At 34.8% G+C, this 3,028-nt stretch carries 3 protein-coding genes; all 3 read right to left on the bottom strand.

What is annotated here, in order from left to right; genetic code table 11:
- Nucleotides 1-249: 249 nt before the first annotated feature.
- Nucleotides 250-882: a LysE family translocator gene (locus N9I19_RS24295; protein WP_317779265.1), complete on the bottom strand. Its 633-nt coding sequence runs from the start codon at nucleotides 880-882 to the stop codon at nucleotides 250-252.
- Between the two features lie 665 nt (nucleotides 883-1,547).
- Entirely contained in the window at nucleotides 1,548-1,724 is a 177-nt protein-coding gene (locus N9I19_RS24290) for a hypothetical protein (RefSeq protein ID WP_167555982.1), read from the bottom strand.
- Between the two features lie 170 nt (nucleotides 1,725-1,894).
- Entirely contained in the window at nucleotides 1,895-2,140 is a 246-nt protein-coding gene (locus tag N9I19_RS24285; protein WP_317779264.1) for a ParB N-terminal domain-containing protein, read from the bottom strand.
- Nucleotides 2,141-3,028 lie beyond the last annotated feature (888 nt).

The raw sequence follows: 3,028 nt of genomic DNA, 5'->3' as shown, positions 1-3,028 counted from the left end.
ACCACTACTACTGCCTTCATGGTTCGGGACTTTCACCCTATAGATTGCACCCATGCCGGGCGCACGAAAAAGCTGCCTTAAAGACAGCTCTGATCTTCAGCTAACGCACCCGTTAGTTTAAGTACATTTTTTCACAAATAATAAATACAAGCTGATTTTGTTGATTAAGCATTCATTAAATACAGCCACCGTATTTAAACACACGTTTTCTTTCGTGATAAAAACAAGAGGAGCTAATAAAACTCTTCTTTATTTTTTTTCATGAAAAGCTAAGTTTACAGCTAAGGCACCTAAAACAGATGCCATGAACCAACGTTGAATTTTAACCAAAAAAGGTCTTCTTCCAACCCAAACCGCGACCTGCCCAGCAAATAAAACAATTAGTAAATTTACAGAAAAGCTAACAAAAATTTGCACCGTTCCTAATTGAGCAGTTTGAACAAGCAGTGAACCACTATTAGGATCCATAAATTGAGGTAAAAGTGAAACATACAAGACCGCAATTTTTGGATTTAACAAATTTGTCATAAGGCCCATAACATATAGTTTTTTTGGTGACTCTACGGCTAAATGCTGTGGCTCCAGGATTGAACTTGCTCCTGGTTTTATTGCATTCCAAGCTAACCACAACAAGTAGATAACACCTAACCATTTAATGATGTCATACATTACTGGAACTAATTCGAACAAGAAGGATAAGCCCAACATTGTAGCGATGATATAAATCAAAAAACCAGTAATTACTCCTAAAAGAGAAATTATCCCGTCCCTTTTACCTTGCGAAATTGTTCTAGATATTAAATAAATCATATTAGGACCAGGTGAACAGACCATCCCTAAAGATACTAGAGCAAAAGCGCCTAATGTTCCTAATTCCATCATTAAATCGCCCCCCTTTTCAATCATCACTATACCCGTTAAATAACGTAAATTTCTTCTAATGTACGGTCTCCTCTAAGGCACTTGATGAGGGAAATTCATCTTTATATTCCATAAAAGTCTTAATCATTAAATCCTGAATTAATGGTGCATCTGAAACTTCTGCAAAATATAATATCCCTCTCTCTTTTGTAATAATTATACATTATAACCCATTTAAGTTCTTCCTTAAAAAACAAATAAGGAGATGTTTCGATATGTCAGGTTGTGCCGGCGGTCATGGATATGGCGGCTTCTGCTAAAAATAGTATAAGAAAAATCAAAAGCATTGTTTAACAGAGTCTTTTTAAAGAAGTAACAATCAAAAAAAGTTCGTAAAAGTGTACTATTATGAACAGTGTTTATCGACTGTAAAAAGCAATCTACTCCCATTCAAATCACTATTCACTTGGGGTACTAGGGGCAGTTCTAACGCAAAATAACCCCTGCCCAACTTTTTAAGGCTGGTAACAGAGGCAATTGCAGTAAAACCATTTAGGTGTTTCGAATTATAGTATTACCCCAAACATGGTTTGCGTATCCAAAGAGATTTAGCGTGTCTTGATACCAAGCTGCTATTCAAATGGGCAGGAAATTGGGAAAATAAATGTTTATGTATTCGTTTATGTTTAAGATCCAACGCTATGTTCTACTGCATAATCCCAACTAGGAAAATAATACAATGCATTTTTCATTAACTCCGGATCTGACTTCTTTACCTCTTTCTTCCGAGGTGGCTTCCCTTCTTTTTCTACTAATTCAGAAATTTGATTCACGACTTCTTCAACACTCATATTTACTTCCATTTGTTACCTCCTTCTTGTTCTTAATTATATATTTTCCCGATTTATGAAAATATATACAATTGTACTTTAGCTAACCTGCCCCTTTAGTTCCACAAGAAAAAAGGTTGCCGCAGGAACCTCAATTATTGAAGTACAAGTCCTCTCTTTTCTATTTTTGATAATGTAAAAGTTTATTTCTCATAAACAATAGGGACTAGATCCATCCCCACCCTTTGAGCTGCAATATATCGTCTGTAACCATCCTTAAGGATCTTTTTATCCCTATTAATCGTAATGGGTTCATCTAAGCAGCCTGTCCGTTTAACATGATTTAAGACTTGCTGTGTTTTTTCAACACTTGGATTCGAATTTAAAAAATCTTCCGTTACAACAATCTGATTTAGTAAAATAAACTCTTCTGTTTCATCTGGTTTCATTTTTATTTCCCCCCCTATCTGGAGTCTAATTATATACTCTATTCACCTGTTATAAGACAAAGTTAATCAAGCTGTTCTCACTTTCTTCGTCCTCCAACATTAAATTAGCAAGCAATCTATTTAACATCAGTCGGATTATCAGAAGCAAAAAATAAAGGATCAGTGAGCTAAGCTCACTGATCCTTTATTAAAGATGTATCCAACACGAGTACGTAACGATCTACCTTGCACTAATATGAATAGTTGATTACCTATTTATGATCTTTCGACCATAAATAAACAGTTCACCACCCATAATAATGGTTCGTTCGACCATATAAAATACCTGTACACCCATATACAACCTTTCGGCTGTATATGAACGTTAACTTTAATTGAATCGTTTGCTCAATGAAGTCTTCGGCACTCGATATGATCTTCGCTCGACCCTATATGATAAGTTGGGACCTTATGACAATAATATCTTCTAGAGATACGACTGTCATAAAACCTTTCTTTACCATATAAAATCTTCCTCTGATTGCATAAGATCATATATTTCTAAATCACCTATATACAATCTTTGGCTGAATTATATAGATCCTTTTTAGGATCTATATAATTTCGGGCTCAACCGTTACGTACTCGCTACCTATATAATGAGCAAGTTCAGTCCAATATATACGGTGTTGTAAGGGATTATTTTTGTCTGTAATTTTGTTTATTAAAAAGGCCGCCAATTGGCAGCCTTTTTAATAAACTAACGCACCTGTTAGCTTAACAAGGTATGTATAGATTATTTTTCAACTTTAATGTATGTTCATTCGAATATAGGACGCATAAAGCTTCTCTCATAACTTAAAATACATTTAGTCTCTTCTGCAAATTTATATGCTTCTTGACATTCTG

The sequence above is a fragment of the Peribacillus sp. CSMR9 genome, assembly GCF_033141925.1.
In the GTDB taxonomy this organism is placed as follows: domain Bacteria; phylum Bacillota; class Bacilli; order Bacillales; family DSM-1321; genus Peribacillus; species Peribacillus simplex_A.
The sequence above is the reverse complement of the archived record's forward strand: the minus strand, read 5'-3'. Positions and strand labels throughout refer to the sequence as shown.